The organism is Vibrio sp. Y51_MX_L26, from assembly GCF_024181935.1.
GTDB classification, from domain to species: domain Bacteria; phylum Pseudomonadota; class Gammaproteobacteria; order Enterobacterales; family Vibrionaceae; genus Vibrio; species Vibrio diabolicus.
In genome coordinates, this window is the sequence record NZ_JAMZAS010000012.1 from 62,838 (window position 1) to 80,106 (window position 17,269).

Below are 17,269 nucleotides of genomic sequence, written 5' to 3' on the forward strand. Positions count from 1 at the left end.
ACTTACCTTGTAATGCTCAGAATCTTACCGTTCCTAATATAATCATAGACGGAATTGTTCGCCGAGATAAACTTGTTTCACCTGTTCATTATTGAGAACTTCTGCCGGAGTTCCCGATGCAATTAGGTGCCCTTGGCTTACGATATAGGCTTTTTCGCATACGTCCAGTGTTTCACGCACGTTATGGTCAGTGATTAACACTCCGAGGCCGCGATCGCGTAGATGCTCGATGATTTTCTTGATGTCATTAACCGAGATTGGGTCAACACCAGCGAAAGGTTCATCCAACAAAATGAATTGAGGGTTGGCTGCTAAAGCGCGAGCGATTTCCACTCTGCGTCGCTCACCCCCTGATAGTGCCATACCCGCACTGGTTCTGATGTGCTGAATGTGGAATTCTTCTAACAAATCTTCCAGCTTATCTTGGCGCTCTTCACGTGTCATTTCTTGACGAGTTTCGAGTACAGCCATGATGTTATCTTCTACCGACAGCTTACGGAAAATCGACGCTTCTTGCGGAAGGTAGCCAATCCCGAGACGCGAACGACTGTGCATCGGCAGAATACTGATGTCTTTATCATCAATGGTGATGGTGCCTTCATCTCGTGGCACCAAGCCGACAATCATATAAAACGAGGTGGTTTTACCTGCGCCGTTTGGGCCTAGCAGCCCAACAATCTGACCAGATTCAACTTCCAAGCTAACATCGGTTACGACTTTGCGCTTTTTGTAGCTTTTCGCCAAGTTTTTCGCACTCAGTACTGCCATATTAGTTCTCTATCTGATTGGGTTGCAAAATGGTCGTAACGCGCTCTTCCTTAGAGCTATCAGCGACTAGCTTTTGTTTACCAATTTGGTAACGAATCGAAGAACCTTTAATGGTGTTGTTGTCTTGTGCCAGTTGCGCTTGACCTTTCATGGTCAATTCGTCTGTAGAAATACGGTAATCCAGCTCCACAGCTTGACCACTCAGTGTTTTACCATCGTCCATCAGTTGAGAAAACTTGGCAGGTTTACCAAATGCTTGAATCTGTTTGATGGCTTCGGTTTTAGGATCGCGCGTTACCACGATTCTATCAGCATCGATATTGATGCTACCTTGCTTAAGAGATACATCGCCTTTAAAAATAACCTGGTTACTCTTCATATCCACTTGTTGGGTGTCAGAGTTAATGTAAACCGGTTGTTGAGTATCCGACTTAAGTGCCAGCGCTTGAGGCGCCGCCAATACCAGTGCCAGTAGGCTAAGGTGTAACGGTTTCATATCGACCTTGAACTTCGTCTGTCAGAGTTGCGGTATGCTGCTTTAAGTTGCCTTGCATTGCGCCTCCAGTAGTTTCAAATTGTGGCCCAACCAACATGACCTGTTGATCAGCTTTAAAATCACGATTGGTTAGATTAATGACTAACTTGTCTGTTGCCATGGTATCAAAACTCGCACCAGGCAGAAGATTTTGCATTAAGACCTTGTCATATAAAGTCAAAACTTGGTCTTCATCTAACACGGCTCTTGTGGCCGTCACCTTCCATTCAATGACGCTACCTTCACGGTAAACCATCAAAGTCGGGTTATTAAAAATGGTATCTCCACTCTTAGCATAATGGTCTAAGTTCGTGGAGCGGATGATGTAACTGCGGACACCATCTTCACCATAGGTGATGTTTTCCAGTCCAGTACCACTGAACATGGGCAGTTCAGAATCTGGTGCTACTTGAATTGCGTCGTTGCCTTTTGGGGTCAGTAGGTAATAACCGCACCATGCGACAACGAAGATCAAGAGCAAATAAATAAGGCGAGTAAAACTCATATAATGAAGGCCTATCGTTTAGCTCAGTACTTCCCTGACCATTGCCTTTATTTGTGTAATAAATGATTTAAATGTTTGTGCTGATATTACATCACGCCAGCTTTTAGTAAATCGTGCATGTTCAGTGCACCCACAATTTTTTCGTCTTTACATAAAATCAGAGCGTTAATATTTTTATTCTGCATCAAGTTCAAACCTTCAACCGCTAGCATATCAGGGTGCGCTGTGGTTGGATTTGTCGTCATGACTTCGCCAATCGCGGTCGTATGAATATCAATGCGTTTGTCTAAGGTGCGACGTAAATCACCATCGGTGAATATACCAAGCATAGCATCGTGCTCATCGACGATAGCGGTCATGCCTAGCCCTTTTTCTGAAATTTCAAGCAGGGCATCGCGAATCAATGCGTTTGGAGAAACTTTAGGTAACGCTTCTCCAAAGTGCATAATATCAGACAACTTAAGCAGCAGTTTTCTCCCTAACGCGCCACCTGGATGAGATAGGGCAAAATCTTCGGCAGAAAAACCACGCGCTTGAAGTAGGGCTACGGCTAATGCGTCTCCCATTACTAATGTGGCCGTGGTACTGCTGGTCGGTGCCAACCCTAGTGGGCAAGCTTCTTGAGGTACCGTGATTTGCAGGTGCAAGTCAGACAGTTTTGCCATATTGGATTCTGGCTTGCCTGTCATGCTAATTATCTTGATGTTCAGGCGTTTTAATACCGGAAATAGAGACAGAATTTCGTTTGACTCACCAGAGTTAGAAATTGCGAGCACAATATCTCCAGGGCTGATCATGCCCAAGTCGCCATGTGCAGCTTCGCCAGGGTGAACGAAAAACGCAGAAGTCCCCGTGCTTGCCAGAGTCGCAGCAATCTTGTTACCAATGTGGCCTGACTTGCCAATACCCATAACGACTACTTTGCCGCTGTTGGAAAGGATCAGTTCGCACGCTTTCTCAAATTGATCATCAAAGTAGGTATCCAGCTCTTGCAGAGCAGCAACTTCGATATCAAGAACTTGTTTAGCAGCAGCGCGAAAATCAAATTGATTGGACATATCAGTTCTCTACTTATTTATCGTGGTAATTAAGCGGCCATGTTTGCGAATAAGTACACTTGATAACCTAGGAAGCATGCAAACAAGATTGCACCTTCAATACGGTTAATACTGCGTGATTTACCCAAACACATCGCGACAAGTAACAGTGAAACGCCTAACATGACCCAGAAGTCACGTCCCATCGCGTACTCACTCAGCACCGATGGATTAATGATGCCAGGAATGCCCATTACGGCCAGAATATTAAACACATTCGAGCCAATAATGTTACCGACGGCCATGTCGTCTTCACCTTTTAAAACACCAGCAAGCGATGCTGCGAGCTCAGGTAGACTAGTGCCGATGGCAATGATAGTCAGACCGATGACAAGATCGCTCATGCCAAAATACTTTGCAATAATCACCGCGTTATCCACTAGCATGCTTGCTGCCAAAGGAAGCAGTATCAGGCCAATAACCACCCACATGATCGCTTTAGGGTTGCTGACGCCTTCTGGGATCTCTGACTCTTGGTCATCAAGAAAAACATCACCTGATTTTTGTTCTTTGCGGCTGATCTGCAACATAGCAAATAAAAATGCCCCAAAGAGTACAAACAATAAGACACCTTCATAAAAACCGAGATGGCTATTCCAAAGCAGAATACCGGCGAGTACTGTTACTGCAATCATTAATGGCAGTTCCCGGCGGATGACCGCGGAGCTAATCGACAGAGGCTTGATGAGTGCTGTAATACCAAGGATTAACGCGATGTTCGCGATGTTTGAGCCTAAAACGTTACCCACTGCAGTATCGGTTTTTCCGTCCCAGGCTGCGGTTGCAGAAACCATCATCTCTGGCGCAGAAGAGCCCATCGCAAGGATTGTCATGCCGATGACAAGAGGTGAAATACCGACGTTGCGGGCTATCGCTGCAGAACCAAAAACAAGTTTATCTGCACTCCATACGAGCAAAACAAGACCGACTATAAGCAACGCTACGGCTTCGAGCATGAGAATTCCTAAGTATTAAATAAGTAAAATGAATAACCGCTAATTTTGACCTTTTGCGGCCTAAAATGGAAGATAAACGACGAATAAATTAAAGGTTAGTAACGAAAATGTATGCAAATGTCGTTCATTTAAATCAGCAATTCTTGTCTAGGATTTAAACACTTTGCGCTGATTTGATCGTAATCCACAAAAAATTGCAGGTATATACTCGACTTTATTTAATTGAACAGTGCTTTAAATTCAAAGCCAATGTGCTTATGATTGCAGCCTAATAAATGTACCGACGTTACTTTATTAAACGTGAAATTCAACTCCGTTGTGTGTCTGGTTGATGATGCCGTGAGTTGCAACGCTCCGACAGTAGAAGAGATGATATGTCGAACAACGATTTAGTCACCGTGAACAACCTCACTTTTTCACGGGGAGAGCGCAAGATCTTTGATGGTATTGATCTGCATGTTCCTGAGGGCAAAGTGACGGCCATTATGGGACCATCGGGAATAGGTAAAACTACACTGCTGCGTTTAATTGGTGGTCAGTTGTATCCCGAGCAAGGAGAGATCTGGTTTGATGGCGACAATATTCCCTCTCTCTCGCGTAAAAAACTCTACCATGCTCGAAAGAAAATGAGCATGTTGTTTCAATCAGGAGCTTTATTCACTGATTTGAATGTCTTTGATAACGTCGCCTTCCCATTGCGAGAGCATACGAATTTATCTGAAGAGCTGATTCGTACCATGGTATTGCTTAAGCTTGAAGCCGTCGGTCTACGCGGCGCGGCACAACTGATGCCGAGCGAGCTATCGGGTGGCATGGCAAGACGCGCTGCGTTGGCGCGTGCGATCGCCCTAGACCCAGATTTAATCATGTACGATGAACCATTTGTCGGACAAGACCCAATCACCATGGGTGTCTTGGTTGAGCTTATTAGTAATCTAAATCAAGCGTTAGGTTTAACTTCTATAGTCGTTTCTCACGACGTGCCTGAAGTGATGAGTATTGCCGATTGGGTTTATCTGATGGCCGATGGCAAAATTATCGCTTTTGGCACACCAGAAGAGCTTAATCAGAATCCTGACCCTCGCGTTCAGCAGTTCTTACAAGGTGATGCAGATGGTCCTGTACCGTTTCGCTTCCCTTCTCAAAGTATCGAAAAGGACTTATTTGATGGTCGATAACTTTATGCATTTTGTCGCCTCACTAGGTAGACGAACGCTCTCCATCTGCGGAGCATTTGGTCGTGCGACTTTCATGCTGATTGGGGCACTGTTTACTAAGCCACAACCGCTCAAAAGCTTTCCTCTGCTCGTTAAACAACTTTATTCCGTAGGCGTCCAGTCTCTGGCGATTATCGTCGTATCTGGGTTGTTCATTGGTATGGTCTTGAGCCTACAAGGCTATGTTGTGCTGGTGGATTACGGCGCAGAGGGCAGTTTGGGGCAAATGGTGGCGCTCTCATTGCTACGTGAATTAGGGCCAGTTGTCACTGCACTTCTGTTTGCTGGTCGTGCAGGCTCTGCGTTAACTGCAGAGATAGGTTTGATGAAAGCGACGGAGCAACTCTCTAGCCTTGAAATGATGGCGGTAGATCCTTTGAAAAGAGTGATCGCGCCACGTTTTTGGGCTGGTGCTATTTCAATGCCATTACTGGCTATGATTTTCATGGCGGTGGGTATTTGGGGCGCCCAGCTTGTTGGTGTTGACTGGAAAGGTGTTGACCATGGCAGTTTTTGGTCAGCGATGCAGTCCTCAGTTGAACTAGGACAGGATATTGGTAACAGTATGATCAAGTGCTTTGCGTTTGCAATTACGGTTACTTGGGTCGCTCTATTTAACGGGTATGATGCTATTCCAACTTCGGAAGGGATCAGCCGAGCAACTACGCGCACTGTTGTGCATTCTTCTTTAGCAGTACTAGGACTAGACTTTGTACTGACCGCATTGATGTTTGGGAATTAATCATGCAACAAACACGTAAAACTGAATTATGGGTTGGCAGCTTTGTATTAGCGGGAATTTGCGCGATTCTTGTGATGATTTTTCAAGTTGCTGACGTAAAAAGCATTGGCTCTGGTGATACTTACACCCTCAAAGCTGAGTTCGATAATATTGGTAGTTTAAAAGTTCGCTCGCCAGTAAAAGTGGGTGGGGTTGTGATTGGCCGGGTAAGCAATATTTCACTTAACCCAGATAACTTATTACCTGTTGTAACTCTATCGATCAATAGCAAATACAATCAATTCCCAGAAACGTCGAGCGTACAAATTTTGACGTCTGGCTTGATTGGTGAGCAATACATTGGTTTAGTACCAGGCTTTGTTTTTGACGATGAAGTCATGCTGGTCGATGGCGATACCATCGAAGACACCAAATCAGCGCTCGTGCTTGAAGACTTAATTGGTCAAGTGCTTTACAGCGTAGGTGGTTCAGACGATTCAAGTAAGGAATAACTATGTTAGCGAGATTATTACTTTCAGTTTGTGCTGTGTTTAGCGCGTTTGGTACAAGTGCAGCAGAAGTGGATAAAACTGAACCTTATAAGATGATGAAGCAAGTGGCTGAAGTCACGTTCGAAAGATTAAAAGCCGAGCAGCCGAAAATCAAACAAGACCCAGATTTACTCAAGGTGATTGTTGAAGAAGAGCTAATGCCTTACGTCAACTACCGCTATGCTGGGTTAAAGCTCCTAGGTCCAAACCTAAAAGGAGCGAAACGTGAGGATGTACTTGAGTTTATCGATGCATTTCGAGCGTATTTAATTGCTTCTTATGCCCAAGTGCTAACGCAATACAGTGACCAACAAATTGAATTTGGTCCTGAGCCTAGTATTGATGACTCTAAGCGTATCACCAGCATTAAAGTTGATATCATCGATACGCCGCGTCCAAACATCAAGCTAGAGTTCAAATTGCGTAAAGACAACAAATCTGGCGAGTGGGAAGCGTTCGATATGATTGCGGAAGGCATTAGTTTACTCTCTAGCAAACAGTCAGAATGGAATAGCAAAATTCGTCAAGAAGGCATTCTATCTGTCGCGAAAGATCTAGAAAAATTAGCTGCGGAACCGGTTCGCTTTGAGGCGAAGAAATAATGGCCCAGACTCCCGCTCAGTGGCAATTAGATCAAAACATTCTTAAGCTAACAGGGGCACTTGATAGAGATACAGTGCCCTCATTGTGGGCGTATGCTCAGCAATGGCAACCAGCTCAAGCTGAGCTGGAATGCTCGTTAAAAGAGATAGAGCGCGTCGACTCTGCAGGAATGGTGATGTTAATCCACTTATTAGAGCATGCAAAAAAGCAAAACTGTCATATAATGCTCAGTTTCGTGCCGGCGCAACTGCGCACTTTGTTTCAACTGAGCAATGTTGAATCTTTAGTGGCCAAACACATACAGAATTATCAGGGGTAAATTGTGGATAGCGCAAAAGTACAACAGTTATTAGAAGAAGCACTAAACCTTCAAGAAGTGCATGTAAAAGGTGAAGGTAGCCACTATGAGGTGGTTGCTGTTGATGCTTGTTTCGATGGAATGAGCCGCGTTAAGAAGCAGCAGTTAATTTATGGTCCTCTGATGGAATACATCCAGCGTAACGACATTCACGCATTATCAATTAAAGCGTTCACACCAGAAGAGTGGGCTCGTGATAAGAAACTGATGTCGCTTTAAGGTTTATTGATGGAAAAGTTTCGAGTTATTGGGTCAGATAAACCACTCGTTGGTGAAGTGACCATTTCCGGTGCAAAAAACGCAGCACTGCCGATTTTATTTGCGTCTATCTTGGCGGAAGAGCCTGTAGAAGTGGCAAACGTGCCACACCTTCGTGATATCGATACAACCATGGAACTGCTTAAGCGTTTAGGCGCGAAAGTAAGCCGTAATGGTTCTGTTCACGTCGATCCAAGTAGCATTACTGAATACTGCGCACCGTATGATTTGGTGAAAACCATGCGTGCTTCTATTTGGGCTTTGGGCCCGCTCGTAGCGCGATTTGGTCAAGGTCAGGTTTCTCTACCTGGCGGTTGTGCTATCGGTGCTCGTCCTGTTGATCTGCATATTTCTGGCCTAGAGCAGCTTGGCGCAACGATTACGCTTGAAGATGGTTACGTTAAAGCTGAGGTTGATGGTCGTCTAAAAGGTGCGCACATCGTGATGGATAAAGTCAGCGTAGGCGCGACGATCACCATCATGTGTGCTGCAGCACTTGCTGAAGGTACTACAACGCTAGACAACGCGGCGCGTGAACCTGAAATTGTAGACACAGCGGATTTCCTAAATAAGCTTGGTGCAAAAATTTCTGGTGCAGGCACAGATACGATCACGATTGAAGGTGTTGAGCGCCTAGGTGGTTGTAAACACAACGTGGTTGCCGACCGTATTGAGACGGGAACATTCCTTGTCGCTGCTGCGGTATCTGGCGGTAAAGTAGTATGTCGTAACACTAACGCTCATTTGCTTGAAGCGGTTCTAGCCAAGCTAGAAGAAGCTGGCGCGCTTGTCGAAACGGGTGAAGATTGGATTTCAGTTGATATGACCGACCGCGAGCTAAAAGCGGTAAGTGTACGTACTGCGCCACACCCTGGTTTCCCGACTGATATGCAAGCGCAATTTACGCTACTGAACATGATGGCGAAAGGCGGCGGCGTGATCACAGAGACTATCTTTGAAAACCGCTTTATGCACGTACCAGAACTCATGCGTATGGGCGCTAAAGCTGAGATCGAAGGCAATACGGTTATCTGTGGTGATGTTGAGTCACTCAGCGGTGCGCAAGTGATGGCAACCGACCTACGAGCTTCGGCTAGTTTGGTAATTGCGGGCTGTATTGCTAAAGGCGAAACCATCGTTGATCGTATTTACCATATCGACCGCGGTTACGACAAAATCGAAAATAAACTGGCTGCACTTGGCGCAAATATTGAGCGAGTGAGCGAGGCAAGTTAAACTGCACCGCAGGTAACTTGGATATCAAGAGAGCCGAAACCTGAGTTTCGGCTTTTTTATATCACTCTCATGACCATAGTTATCCTTTATGGAAAGAGAGAAATTAATAGCTGTATCTGGCAAAAGCCGGTTCCTGGAGAACAAGAATGATTGCACTGTTACGTGTATTTGCTGTCGCTATCTTTGCGATTGTTATGTTTATTGGTGGTTGTGGTTACTGCCTATTAAGCCCCCGAAACCCTAAGCACGTTTTCACTTTTGGCCGCTTGTTTGCCAAGATGTCTCGTGTATTTGGGATTAAGTTAGAGTTGCGTATCCCTGAAGATGCGTATTCACGCGGCCAACATGTTTACATTGCTAACCACCAGAACAATTGGGACATGTTTACTGTTTCTGCGGCTGTGACTCCGAAAGTTGTGACAGTAGGTAAAAAGAGCTTGGCTTGGATGCCACTGTTTGGTCAGCTTTACTGGCTTACGGGTAACATTCTGATTGACCGAGCGAATCGCTCGAAAGCAAAAGGTACTATCGATCAGGTCGTGAGCAGCATGAAAGAAAGTGATGTTTCGGTGTGGATGTTCCCAGAAGGCACGCGTTCTCGTGGGCGTGGTTTGCTGCCATTCAAAACAGGTGCTTTTCATGCGGCAATTGGTGCAGGTGTGCCAATCATTCCTATCGTATGTAGCTCGACGAATAAAATTAAGCTGAACCGTTGGAACAATGGTCATGTGATTGTTGAAATGCTACCTCCAATCAGTATAGAAGGCTATGGTAAAGAGGGCATTCGCGAGCTAGCGAATATCTGTCGTGAACAGATGAAAGAGAAGCTTGAATCGTTAGATGAAGAAGTCAAACAGCGCAACGCTGCTTAAGTTTTACTGCGATATCATCACGAAAAGACAATAAAAAACGGGTAGCCTGAGCTACCCGTTTTTTTATGTTTGTCAGCAAGTGCAATTATTTGCGAACTGCGATCGCTTCAATCTCGATACCAACATCTTTTGGTAGGCGAGCGACTTCTACACAAGAACGTGCAGGGTAGTTTGCTACGCCGTGCTCATCAAAGAACTTGCCGTAAACTTCGTTCACTGTGCCAAAGTCGTTTAGGTCTTTAACAAAAACCGTTAGCTTTACAATATCAGATACTTTAAGACCTGAAGATTCAACTACAGCCTTTACGTTTTCTAGAGACTGACGAGCTTGCTCTGTGATATCAGCAGACACTTCACCTGTCGCTGGGTTTACTGGGATTTGGCCTGAAGTAAGAACCATGTTACCTAGATCTACGCCTTGAACGTAAGGACCGATTGCTGCTGGTGCAGATTCAGTGTGAAGTACTTTCGTCATTTGATTTTTCCATCAGTTGTAGGGAATAAAGATTCTCAGTTTGCCTCTAAACCCGTGGTAGGTAAAGAGTAAAATACCCCGGCATTGCGGGGTATTTTAAACGTATCACGCCTAGTCGTACGGTGTGTTTATCGTTCGGTTACGATCTCACGTGAGAACACTTTCTCGCAGTACTTACACTTTAGACGGATTTCTTGTTTCTTTTCGAATACGCTAAAGCTGCTTTCTACTGGCTCATTGTGAGAAATACAGTTTGAATTTGGGCATTCGAAGACATCATTGATGCGCTCTGGAAGCTCTAACGCGAGCTTTTTCACCACTTCATAGTTTTCGATTTGGTTCACGGTCGCGTGAGGAGCATACAGCGCCAACTTGCTCGCTTGCTCTTCATTAATAAACACATTTTCTATTTTCAGTAGATCTTTATGACCGAGTGCCGATGATGGCAAGTTCAGACCAATCGTAACGCGCTGTGATGAATTGTGCATATCGAACAGTCTTAATACTTTGATGCCGATTTGCGCAGGGATGTGGTCGATGACTGTGCCATTTTTGATTGCTTCTACCTGCAATTGAGTTTCTTTAGCCATGGGTTTTCTCCTCGATTACAGTGTTTCGTTTAGAACAAGCGCCAACAGTGCTTGGCGAGCGTATACGCCATTTTGAGCTTGCTGGAAGAAGTAAGCGTGAGGCGTTTTATCAACATCGGTTGTGATTTCATCCACACGTGGTAGTGGGTGGAGTACTTTTAGATTTTCGCGCGCCCCTTCGAGTAATGCAGCTGTCAAAATATACGCCGATTTAATGTGCGCGTACTCCGATTCGTCAAAACGTTCTTTCTGTACTCGTGTCATGTACAGAATATCCAGTTCAGGAATCACGCTCTCCATGTCCGTGTGTAGGCTATATTGAATGCCAGCTTCGTCTAGCTCTTCGCAGATGTAATCTGGCATTGCCAATGCTTCTGGTGCAACAAAGAAGAAGCGGATGTTATTAAACTTCGCTAATGCTTGAGTCAGTGAGTGCACCGTGCGGCCATATTTTAGGTCACCGACGAACGCTACGTTCAAGTTGTCTAGACGACCTTGTGTTTCCGCGATGGTGTATAGGTCGAGTAGCGTTTGAGTTGGGTGTTGGTTTGCACCGTCACCAGCGTTGATCACTGGCACGCCATTTGAGAATTCAGAGGCCAAGCGAGCGGCGCCTTCTTGTGGATGGCGCATCACAAAGGCATCGACGTAAGAAGAGATGACCTGTACTGAATCTGCGAGTGTTTCGCCTTTTTTCGCCAGAGAGGTATTACCATCATTATCAAAGCCAATCACGTCACCACCAATGCGTTGAATCGCCGTTTCAAACGATAAACGTGTACGTGTTGATGGTTCAAAGAAACAACTGGCAACGACTTTGTTTTTAATCAGTTCTGGTCGAGGTGCTTTTTTAAGGCTGCCTGCTGTTTCTACGATAAGTTCCAGTTCTTCACGTGAAAGCTCTGGAATAGAGATGATGTGCTTCTGGTAAAGCGAGTTCGCCATGATCTTCTTCCCTATAACATTGATGACTACATCCAAATTGCCGAAAGGAATTTTGGACATAAAAAAACCTCCCCAAATGGGGAGGTTTTAAAATTCAATAGAATTAACGAAAATAACACCACGTAAGCGTAGTCGCTTAGCTAGAGCAAATCGCGTTTTCATGTCGGCAATTAGCTTGGTCATTTCTTAATCCTCAGACAAATTGCCGAGCATTATACGCTTAACTTTCGTGAGCGCAAGCGATTACATCATGGTTTTTAGCGGCTGTTTTTGCTTGCTAGTTTAGCTTCCTAATGTTGCTACCATCACGGCTTTGATAGTGTGCATACGGTTTTCAGCTTCGTCGAATACGATGGAGTATTCTGACTCAAATACCTCTTCTGTTACTTCAAGGCCTTTCATGCCGTATTTTTCAGCGACTTCTTTGCCGACGATGGTCTCATCATTGTGGAAAGCCGGAAGACAGTGCATGAATTTCACATGTGGATTACCCGTTTGTTTAATCACGTCCATATTGATTTGATATGGTGTCATTAAAGCCACTCGTTCATCCCATGCCTCTGCGGATTCACCCATAGATACCCAAACATCGGTGTAAAGGAAGTCACAACCCTTCACGCCTTCCTCCACGCTTTCAGTTAATGTGATTTTTGCACCAGTTTGCTGCGCGATAGTTTGGCAAGTTGCCACCAGATCTTCTTCAGGCCAGAACGCTTTTGGCGCGACAAGGCGAATATCCATGCCCATTTTAGCGGCACCCACCATGAGCGAGTTGCCCATATTGTTGCGTGCATCGCCTAGGTAAGCGAAGGTCATTTCATGCAGCTGTTTACCACGGCCATGCTCTTGCATGGTCAGGAAGTCAGCAAGGATTTGGGTAGGGTGGAACTCATCAGTCAAACCATTCCACACTGGAACACCAGCATAAGTGCCAAGCTCTTCAACAATGGATTGGCCAAAGCCGCGGTATTCGATGCCATCATACATGCGGCCAAGTACGCGAGCGGTGTCTTTCATTGATTCTTTATGGCCAATCTGAGAACCAGAAGGGCCTATGTAAGAGACTTGAGCGCCTTGATCAAAAGCTGCGACTTCAAACGCACATCGGGTACGAGTCGAAGATTTCTCAAAGATGAGTGCAATGTTTTTACCTTGAAGTGTCTTCTGCTCTGTTCCTGCATATTTTGCTTTTTTTAGCTCTGCAGACAGTTCGAGCAAGAACTGGATTTCTTTGGTTGAGAAATCCAATAGCTTCAAAAAGTTGCGGTTACGTAAATTGAAAGCCATAGCTCGTCCCTTAGTACGTGTGATTGAATTAATAGAATGCATTAAAACATATAAATGCTTTATTTGTGAATAATTATTTTTATGTAAAACTAAAAAAGGTTGATGCATTCACATCAACCTTAGTTTTTATTCATTTAATGTAAAAGGACGAATTGGTTATATATCGTCTCGTTCTATCGGACAACTCATGCAGCGGGCGCCACCACGGCCACGGCCAAGCTCGTTACCTGGAACTGTCAGTACTTTGATACCAGCTTTGTCGTATTTTTCGTTGGTGTATACATTGCGTTCGTAACCAATCACAACGCCCGGTTTTACGGTAAGAACGTTATTGGCGTCATTCCATTGTTCGCGCTCAGCTTCATAACTGTCACCACCCGTGGTGATGATTTTCAGCTGATCTAAGCCAAGAGCAGATTCAATCGCATGTAGGTAGTTATGAGATGCTTCAACATGCATTTCACCATTGCCTTTTGGTGTTAAGCGCCATGTGTCGAGATCTTTGCGCATGATCTCTGGGTAAACAGAGAACGTGTCCACATCCATATGGGTCATAACGGTGTCTAAATGCATGCATGAACGGTGTTTAGGCAGATCAATCGCAATCACTTCGGTTGCTTGTCCTGCCTTAAACAGGCTCGCAGCAAGGTTCTCTACGCCTTGCGCGGTCGTACGCTCAGACATACCGATCAGAACTGCACCTTTACCAATAACCAACACATCACCGCCTTCGACATTCGCATTATCATAATGCAGATCATCATCACCGAAGTATTTGATAAAGTCTTGGCCAGCAAAAATTGGGTGCCAACGATAAATCGCACGTAAGTGGTTTGTTTCACGTTGACGTGCAGGCATCATCATTGGGTTGAGCGATACACCACCATAAACCCAGCATGAGGTATCACGCGTAAATAGGTGGTTAGGTAGTGGCTCAATAACAAAATCCAGCGGACGCTTCATTTTTGGCAGCATAGAAGATGAGGTGATCGGCAGCTCTGAGTAAGCTAAGCCACCTAAAAATATGCTGGCAAGGTGTTCATCATCCATTTCTGAAAAATATTGGCGTAGGTCTCGCGCAAAGGTTGGCCCGTAACGAAAGTCAGAAATCTGAGTATCTAGCAGCCACTGTTTTGCTTCTGGAACGGCGAGGGTTTCGACCAGTAAATCGTGGAGGAGAAGCACTTCTACATCTTGATCGCGTAGCGTGCGTGCGAACGCATCGTGCTCTTCACCTGCCGCTTCTACAGCAAGAACATCATCAAACAGTAATTCATGACAGTTTGATGGAGTTAAGTGGGTTAGGGCGCGCTCTGGGCGATTTAATAGAACTCGTCGAAGTTGACCAACTTCTGATCCAACGTACAGCTTGCTCATTTTGTATCCTTACAAATTTTCCAGCCGTTAGTTATGACAAGCTTCCTAGAAAGATGCAAATCACTACGCTTTGCCTATATTCTGATTTTTTATTGTTTTTTAGATTTTAATTTTGTTTGTTTTGCTAATGAAGTTTTGGTTTGGGTTTAAATTCTATTTTGTGAAATGTGGAGAGCGTGCGTTTTTATTCTAATTTTCCCATTGAGAAAGAATACATGCATAGTGCATAAAACGTGCATTTTTATTCTCAATTATGCATTATTGAAGTAAATTTATTCGTTATGCTTCTTCGTTTTACACGTGAGTGTATTCAAGAAAGCGCCATAAACACGCACAGAAAGAGAAAATAACCGCATTAATTGTCAGTTAGGATGTTCTGAATATTAAAAAATGCCATTTTTTGTTAATTTTTTGTTTCTTTGCATGGTCGGTTTAATATTTATATTCAAATAACCGATAAGAATCGCGGTGGTATGATGTTTGTTTGTGGCTTTTCATCGCAATCCATGCCATATTTCACCGGATCAGCATACTCAGTATCGGGTATAGTGTTTCTATCAAGTAACTAATCTGGAGCCAAAACATGTCTCACGAAGATGAATATCTATCAGTAGAAGAATTAATTGAGATTCAAAAGGAAGAGACTCGCGATATCATTGCAGCATTGCTAGAAGATGGCAGCGATCCAGATTCGCTATACGAAATCGAGCACCACCTGTTTGCAGAAGATTTTGACACGCTAGAAAAAGCGGTAGTTGAAGCATTCAAGATGGGCTTTGAAGTGCTTGAAGCGGAAGAAACTGAAGATGAAGATGGCAACAAGTTGCTTTGCTGTGACGCAACCATGGAATCAGCATTAGACGCAGAAGCCATTGATGCGCAAGTTGAAAAACTGATTCACTTGGCAGAAAAATACGACATCATCTATGACGGTTGGGGTACGTACTACGAAGGCGAAGATGCGCTTTACCCTGAAGAAGATGAAGACGACGAGTAATCAAAGCTCACCTCTTTTAGAAAAACCAGCGTTTAACGCTGGTTTTTTTATACCTTGAAAATGGCATCCAACAACAGATGTATGTGGAGGTAATAAATAATTCACATTGAGTTTATAGGGGATTTCTCCCTATAATGCGTGAAAATTGATCTAGCGCAAGGTGTATATGCAACTCTCACTCGCCGGTTTATGGCAAGTCTCTCCACTGACGGACCTCTCGATTCCACAGGATGACATCACTTTTCCCGCCCCTTTAAGTCTGGTCCTGCCTGATGAATTGACGGAAGAAGCAATTCGTCAGCAAGAGTGGCACCTGATGCATGACATTGAAGTGGACGAGGCGATGATGGCATTTCCTGCAGTGGAAATGGTAATGGGTGGTGTTGATTACCATGCGGAGGTACGTTTGAACGGCGTGGCTGTGTTTGATTGTGATGGCTCGCAAAGTGTGTATAAGAAAGACATTCGCCCATACATGCAAATGGGGCGTAATCGCTTTGAGATATTGTTCCTAGAGGAAGAAGAAGATCTTTTATTCGATGAGGATAAGCCAGAACTGTGCCCGCTTTCTGAACATCAATATAAGAAAAGTGATGAGCGACTGGGCGTGTGGCAAGAACCGTACTTGCAGTTTATTCGCAACGTGCGTTTAGATCGCGTGGCAACCGAGCAGATTTGGCACCATGGTGGCGGGTGTGAATTTAAGGTCGATTTGTATTACCAGACATTTGCACCGGGGCTAGTGTCAGCAGCGGTAAAGTTTAATGGCATGACTTACCATATCCCAATTGACGTTCGTGCAGATCACGCCAGCGCACTCTTTCAGATTGAAGCGCCAAAGTATGCTGATCTTAATGACCCTGATCCAAATGATCTCTATCAGTTGTCTGTTGAATTGGATGGACAACGCCAAAACTTCACTGTTGCATTGAGCCAGGAGCTTTGCGTTACCCATGTTGTGCTTTAACGTCTGATAATATTTTTTATTACAGTACCTTAAGCATTACGACTTCACATGCATCATGCCCTGTTTGCCCAAGCGGGGCATCGAGATGCTCAAAGCCTAGCTTTTCATACAAGCCTACCGCCTCTCTTAGACATTCTGTTGTCTCTAAATAGCACTGCTGATACCCAAGCTGTTTCGCCAGTTGTAAGCTCAATGCGACGATGCGTTTGGCTAAACCGTGTCCTCGTGTTTGAGGTAAGAAGTACATCTTTTGCAGCTCACACACATTTGGCTCACCAGCTAAAGGGGCAAAGCCACCGCCACCAACGATCTCTCCGCGATGTTCAATGACCCAATAGGCGGCCCCGTTTTGATTATACACCGAATACATATCATCAAGCGTTGGATCGGCCACACCATAACCTCTGTCTGCGGTTAAGCCGTATTCTGCGGAGACTTTACGAATTACGTCTGCCACTTGCGGATTGTCTGCTTTGGTAAGAGGTCGAAGGGTGTATTCCTCTGCCTGACACACTTTTGTTAGCCCTTTTAGGTAAGTCTCTAGACCAAGTTTGAGTTGTTCTTGCTCACAGTCATCAAGTTGTGTAAGCAACTGCTCAAAAAAGCTGTTTTGCTGTTGGTCTAGTTGCGCTAACGCCTGCTGTCCTTGAATTGTGAGCACTACGAGTTGGCTTCGTTTATCTTTCGGGTTTTCGATGCTCTCAACCAAACCTAATTTAATCAAACCAGTAATGGTGCGGCTTGCATTGGACTTGTCGACACTAAGCTGCTGCGCCAGTTGGTTGATGGTCAATGGCTGCAATTGGATTTCACCTAATGCGTGCGCTTGTACCGGGGTAAGAGCGACATCGCCGCATTGTTTATCGAGCATACCAAGCAATCGGACGGCTTGACGGGAGTAGTGTCGGAGTTGACGAGCGTTCATTATCACTTACCTCTAAAAATAAAGTTGCG

Annotated in this window: 22 protein-coding genes; 10 read left to right on the plus strand and 12 right to left on the minus strand. The window is 44.7% G+C overall.

The window, feature by feature from the left end; genetic code table 11:
- Positions 1-42 precede the first annotated feature (42 nt).
- From lptB to NL645_RS19475, 5 genes are all read right to left on the minus strand, one after another.
- Entirely contained in the window at positions 43-768 is a 726-nt protein-coding gene (lptB, locus tag NL645_RS19455; RefSeq protein ID WP_005396240.1) for an LPS export ABC transporter ATP-binding protein, read from the minus strand.
- Between the two features lies 1 nt (position 769).
- Positions 770-1,264, minus strand: coding sequence for a lipopolysaccharide transport periplasmic protein LptA (gene lptA, locus NL645_RS19460; RefSeq protein ID WP_005396239.1), 495 nt, complete (start codon positions 1,262-1,264; stop codon positions 770-772).
- Entirely contained in the window at positions 1,245-1,808 is a 564-nt protein-coding gene (lptC, locus tag NL645_RS19465) for an LPS export ABC transporter periplasmic protein LptC (protein WP_005396238.1), read from the minus strand. The genes lptA and lptC overlap by 20 nt, the downstream gene beginning before the upstream one ends.
- Before the next feature lie 86 nt (positions 1,809-1,894).
- Positions 1,895-2,866: an arabinose-5-phosphate isomerase KdsD gene (kdsD, locus tag NL645_RS19470; protein ID WP_005396237.1), complete on the minus strand. Its 972-nt coding sequence runs from the start codon at positions 2,864-2,866 to the stop codon at positions 1,895-1,897.
- A 29-nt stretch (positions 2,867-2,895) separates the two neighbouring features.
- Entirely contained in the window at positions 2,896-3,861 is a 966-nt protein-coding gene (locus tag NL645_RS19475) for a calcium/sodium antiporter (protein ID WP_005396236.1), read from the minus strand.
- A gap of 374 nt (positions 3,862-4,235) precedes the next feature.
- On the opposite strand from NL645_RS19475, the gene mlaF reads away from it, so the two are divergent.
- From mlaF to NL645_RS19515, 8 genes are all read left to right on the plus strand, one after another.
- Positions 4,236-5,039: a phospholipid ABC transporter ATP-binding protein MlaF gene (gene mlaF, locus NL645_RS19480; protein ID WP_005396235.1), complete on the plus strand. Its 804-nt coding sequence runs from the start codon at positions 4,236-4,238 to the stop codon at positions 5,037-5,039.
- A complete protein-coding gene (mlaE, locus tag NL645_RS19485) occupies positions 5,029-5,820 on the plus strand; it encodes a lipid asymmetry maintenance ABC transporter permease subunit MlaE (protein ID WP_005396234.1) in 792 nt (263 codons plus the stop codon). Before mlaF ends, mlaE begins: the two co-directional genes overlap by 11 nt.
- Before the next feature lie 2 nt (positions 5,821-5,822).
- A complete protein-coding gene (gene mlaD, locus NL645_RS19490; RefSeq protein WP_012841383.1) occupies positions 5,823-6,311 on the plus strand; it encodes an outer membrane lipid asymmetry maintenance protein MlaD in 489 nt (162 codons plus the stop codon).
- Between the two features lie 2 nt (positions 6,312-6,313).
- Positions 6,314-6,952, plus strand: coding sequence for a phospholipid-binding protein MlaC (gene mlaC / locus NL645_RS19495; RefSeq protein WP_005396232.1), 639 nt, complete (start codon positions 6,314-6,316; stop codon positions 6,950-6,952).
- Positions 6,952-7,272, plus strand: coding sequence for a lipid asymmetry maintenance protein MlaB (locus NL645_RS19500; RefSeq protein WP_005396231.1), 321 nt, complete (start codon positions 6,952-6,954; stop codon positions 7,270-7,272). Before mlaC ends, NL645_RS19500 begins: the two co-directional genes overlap by 1 nt.
- A gap of 3 nt (positions 7,273-7,275) precedes the next feature.
- Positions 7,276-7,530: a BolA family iron metabolism protein IbaG gene (ibaG, locus tag NL645_RS19505; RefSeq protein ID WP_005396230.1), complete on the plus strand. Its 255-nt coding sequence runs from the start codon at positions 7,276-7,278 to the stop codon at positions 7,528-7,530.
- A 9-nt stretch (positions 7,531-7,539) separates the two neighbouring features.
- Positions 7,540-8,805, plus strand: coding sequence for a UDP-N-acetylglucosamine 1-carboxyvinyltransferase (murA, locus tag NL645_RS19510; RefSeq protein ID WP_046873610.1), 1,266 nt, complete (start codon positions 7,540-7,542; stop codon positions 8,803-8,805).
- Positions 8,806-8,951: 146 nt separating this feature from the next.
- A complete protein-coding gene (locus tag NL645_RS19515) occupies positions 8,952-9,677 on the plus strand; it encodes a 1-acylglycerol-3-phosphate O-acyltransferase (RefSeq protein ID WP_253652251.1) in 726 nt (241 codons plus the stop codon).
- Positions 9,678-9,762: 85 nt separating this feature from the next.
- Here NL645_RS19515 and NL645_RS19520 read toward each other — a convergent pair whose 3' ends face one another.
- From NL645_RS19520 to arcA, 6 genes are all read right to left on the minus strand, one after another.
- Complete coding sequence (locus NL645_RS19520; protein ID WP_065646880.1) at positions 9,763-10,152, minus strand: RidA family protein; 390 nt, start codon at positions 10,150-10,152, stop codon at positions 9,763-9,765.
- Between the two features lie 128 nt (positions 10,153-10,280).
- Positions 10,281-10,742 carry an aspartate carbamoyltransferase regulatory subunit gene (pyrI, locus tag NL645_RS19525; RefSeq protein WP_005381086.1) on the minus strand — a complete coding sequence of 154 codons (462 nt, stop codon included), beginning with the start codon at positions 10,740-10,742 and terminating at the stop codon, positions 10,281-10,283.
- Between the two features lie 15 nt (positions 10,743-10,757).
- The gene (gene pyrB / locus NL645_RS19530) at positions 10,758-11,687 is read right to left on the minus strand and encodes an aspartate carbamoyltransferase (RefSeq protein ID WP_005397473.1); all 930 of its coding nucleotides are present in this window, start codon (positions 11,685-11,687) and stop codon (positions 10,758-10,760) included.
- Positions 11,688-11,774: 87 nt separating this feature from the next.
- A complete protein-coding gene (locus NL645_RS19535) occupies positions 11,775-11,870 on the minus strand; it encodes a hypothetical protein (protein WP_031780631.1) in 96 nt (31 codons plus the stop codon).
- A gap of 99 nt (positions 11,871-11,969) precedes the next feature.
- Complete coding sequence (locus NL645_RS19540; RefSeq protein WP_182037122.1) at positions 11,970-12,974, minus strand: ornithine carbamoyltransferase; 1,005 nt, start codon at positions 12,972-12,974, stop codon at positions 11,970-11,972.
- Between the two features lie 156 nt (positions 12,975-13,130).
- The gene (gene arcA, locus NL645_RS19545) at positions 13,131-14,351 is read right to left on the minus strand and encodes an arginine deiminase (RefSeq protein WP_006742359.1); all 1,221 of its coding nucleotides are present in this window, start codon (positions 14,349-14,351) and stop codon (positions 13,131-13,133) included.
- Between the two features lie 583 nt (positions 14,352-14,934).
- Here arcA and rraB point away from each other — a divergent pair.
- Both rraB and NL645_RS19555 read left to right on the plus strand, forming a co-directional pair.
- The gene (gene rraB / locus NL645_RS19550) at positions 14,935-15,348 is read left to right on the plus strand and encodes a ribonuclease E inhibitor RraB (RefSeq protein ID WP_005381081.1); all 414 of its coding nucleotides are present in this window, start codon (positions 14,935-14,937) and stop codon (positions 15,346-15,348) included.
- A 166-nt stretch (positions 15,349-15,514) separates the two neighbouring features.
- On the plus strand, positions 15,515-16,315 hold the full coding sequence (locus NL645_RS19555) for a hypothetical protein (protein WP_006742360.1): 801 nt from the start codon (positions 15,515-15,517) through the stop codon (positions 16,313-16,315).
- A gap of 19 nt (positions 16,316-16,334) precedes the next feature.
- On the opposite strand, the gene NL645_RS19560 is transcribed toward NL645_RS19555, so the two are convergent.
- Positions 16,335-17,240, minus strand: a complete 906-nt coding sequence (locus tag NL645_RS19560; protein ID WP_006742361.1) for a bifunctional helix-turn-helix transcriptional regulator/GNAT family N-acetyltransferase — start codon at positions 17,238-17,240, stop codon at positions 16,335-16,337.
- Positions 17,241-17,269: the final 29 nt, after the last annotated feature.